We start from the raw sequence: 2,881 nt of genomic DNA on the forward strand, positions 1-2,881 counted from the left end.
ACAAGAACACTACTATGTTTCCGATGGGTTAGCAAGTAAAATGAAAGTATTAATGGTATAGAAAGGGAAGAAATGGGAAGAGCAGAGATACAAGCAGAAATTAATGAAATAAATCAATCTATATCATCTTTAACGACAGAGATTGATAAATTTGTTGAAATAAAAAAATCTTTAACATCATTTCCGACAACGATTAGTTATGTATTGGTAAGTGATGAAAATATCAAAAGCGGTTATAATCTAGCTGGAAAGAAATATTCAGAGCAAACTACTTCAGAGCAAGAACTTTTGAAGAATCTTAAACGAGACTTTAATACAAAAATTGATAATGTTTCCGAAAAAGTCTCTAAGAAAATTCAAGAATTAGAAGAAGAAAAGAGTGATTTGGCAATAAGAAAGTTCCTTTTAGGCATTGACTTGTTAGCTACGAAGGAGTGAAAATATGAGTGAAGTTATTAAAGTATATGATTTACCAGCAATAGAACGGTATGCAAAAGCAATTCAGGAGTTTTCTAAAAATGTTGAGTCAGCATCTGAGGAAACAGAACGACAATTTAATACTAAGACAGGGAATAATACTGATGAAGCACTTGCGCTGACAGCCTTTTTTGAGCGTTTAAATTCTTTACAAAATCAAGTATTTCACACATTTCCTCAGTATATAAGGCATTTCTCAGGGAGTATTTCACACTTTGAAAATAGCATTAGTGATGCTGGGTTTGATAAGGAGGCCTGGACTAGTGAAACTGGTACGCAAGAGGTAGGGACTAAATTAACTGGCGAAGGAGAAGATAGTCAATTATATGCCGTGAAAGATACCATAAAAAATCTTCAATCTTTACTGGATACTGCAACTACAGCTCTTGGGATAGAAAATGAGAGCTTAGAAGCAACAAAAACAGCAGCGGAAGGAAGTTTGACAAGTGCAAAAGATAGTCGTCAAGCAACTCATAATACAATTCAAAGTGCTCATGATACATTTAACACAACCTTATTTGACGTACTTTCTGGGCTAATGGATTTGAAAAATAATATTGAGGTCGCTCAAGCAAAGATTGCGGTTACGCCCAAAGTTGTAATGGATTCTATTAAAAACAAAACTCTTACTCCAGATAAGATTTATTATCTTGATGCGATACAAAGCAAATCAGATGCAAAGATTATGACAGTAATTTTGAGTGAGGCTGATTATACTGATAAAAGAGCATTCTTTACAGATTTAGCAAATGTGAATACAAAGGATTCTAGCCTAGGAGTAGGGCAGATAATTGTTGAGCGTTTGATGTATGAAGTTCATCATGCTGAAGAAGATGGGAGTGTCCCTAACCTATCAATTTTTATGGCAGCCTTAACTCAACGAGATAAAGAAAGCGTAAAAGACTATGCATTGAGGTTGTCTGCGGCAGCTGAAGCGACAGGAAACAGTTATAAAGTACAGGTGGATACTCTGATGCCAGAGTTTCCTCCACCAGGATCTCCTAAAGAGGCTTATACTGAGTATTTCAATCGAAAAAATAGCGCCGAAGTTCGTGCAGCAGTTTTGGCATTGAATAATAAAGTAGAGTGGTATGAAAAACTAAACAGTCTTTTTATGTATACTGCTATGAATGATATGGGGAAAGGGAAGACAAGTCTTCAAGTTCCAAAACCGAATGGTGGTTTCGAAAGTCAAATTTTTTCCACTAATCATTCATTTAAAGAAGGTAGTTTTAAATTAACAAAAGGGAGTGATGGGAAAGGCTTTTCTTTCACAGTTTTAAATAGAACTTTTGTTTCTACAAATGTTAAGTCTGAAATCATTGATGAAAAAACAGCACTAAATATTCAAGAGAACAGTGACAAGATCAAAGATTTGAATGCAGAAAAGTCGAAGCTCTTTGCTTCAACGGTTCTAAATACAGTTAAAGACCTTGGTAAGTTATATGCGCCTGCAGGTGTCATGATTGGGATTGTTGAGGCTGGTATGAGTTCAGATAAGGATATTAAAAAGGTTATCAATGGCGCGGAGGCGATTTCTTCACCAGTTTTATTAGATCAAATTCCGGAACACAAGTATAGTAATAAAGCTAAAGGCTTGACAAAAATTGCAAAAAATATTTATGATTATTTTGAAAAAAGTGAAAATTACGAAAAAGAAATTAAAAATCTGAAGAAAAGTAGTGAGGCCGAATTTTGGCAATATGGCGGAACTTCTTTCACAAATGATGATCAATCTAAGAGTAATTCTCAATATATCAGTCCTAGCTACGATGTAGAAGCCTATCTGAAGCAACAAGATCTAAAGAAAAATGGTCTGCGAACTTACATTGCAGAGACGGCCATTAGTAATGGACAGGACCCATATGATGTATTGAACAAGTTTGATGAAGCAATTGATCGTAGTGAATTAAGTGGTGATTACGATGCGGATATGAAGGCTCTTTTGAGAGGGAAACCCAATCCTAATCGCAGCCTAGAGTGGATTGGTTTTGAGAAGTTGTATAATGGACTCAAGGATGCGGAAACAGCTATTAATAAACCTCAATCATCTGAAAATTATCCGTCTTATTTCACTCGAGATTCTTATCGACAGTGGTCTTATTTAGGTTATGTAAATGGAGTAGGTGCAGGAGGAAACTGATACGATGAGGAAGATATTAAAAAATAAGCGTGCTTTTCAATTTGTGTTAGCTAGCCTAATTCTTATCCCTTTCATTATAGTAGGTACTGTTGGATTCCAACAATTATTTAAAGAACCTGAAAAAGTCGAGTATTCCATTGAAGAATACCATTCTGTAAAAGAAAACGTATATTTTTTCGGGAATCAACGAAAATTCGTTTTAGTGCGTAGAGGTTCTTTTGGGAATGGTACCTATCTTTATACAACCGAGCGGAAAGTGAT

The 2,881-nt window shown here is 35.2% G+C and carries 2 protein-coding genes and 1 pseudogene; all 3 read left to right on the forward strand.

All coding sequences use genetic code 11. The features are described from left to right. Positions 1–72: 72 nt before the first annotated feature. Entirely contained in the window at positions 73–438 is a 366-nt protein-coding gene (locus HMPREF3057_RS09525) for a hypothetical protein (protein WP_042903179.1), read from the forward strand. A gap of 4 nt (positions 439–442) precedes the next feature. After that, positions 443–2,620, forward strand: coding sequence for a hypothetical protein (locus HMPREF3057_RS09530; RefSeq protein ID WP_049518890.1), 2,178 nt, complete (start codon positions 443–445; stop codon positions 2,618–2,620). Between the two features lie 4 nt (positions 2,621–2,624). Further along, a pseudogene (locus HMPREF3057_RS10360) lies at positions 2,625–2,881 on the forward strand (hypothetical protein); the annotation flags it as partial.

Origin of the sequence: Streptococcus sp. HMSC072D05 (assembly GCF_001815805.1) — a bacterium.
Lineage (GTDB): Bacteria > Bacillota > Bacilli > Lactobacillales > Streptococcaceae > Streptococcus.

Excerpts from the sequence above, each read along its gene's own strand:
- HMPREF3057_RS09525 (WP_042903179.1), top strand. The coding sequence starts at position 73 with ATGGGAAGAGCAGAGATACAAGCAGAAATTAATGAAATAAATCAATCT.
- HMPREF3057_RS09530 (WP_049518890.1), top strand. The coding sequence starts at position 443 with ATGAGTGAAGTTATTAAAGTATATGATTTACCAGCAATAGAACGGTAT.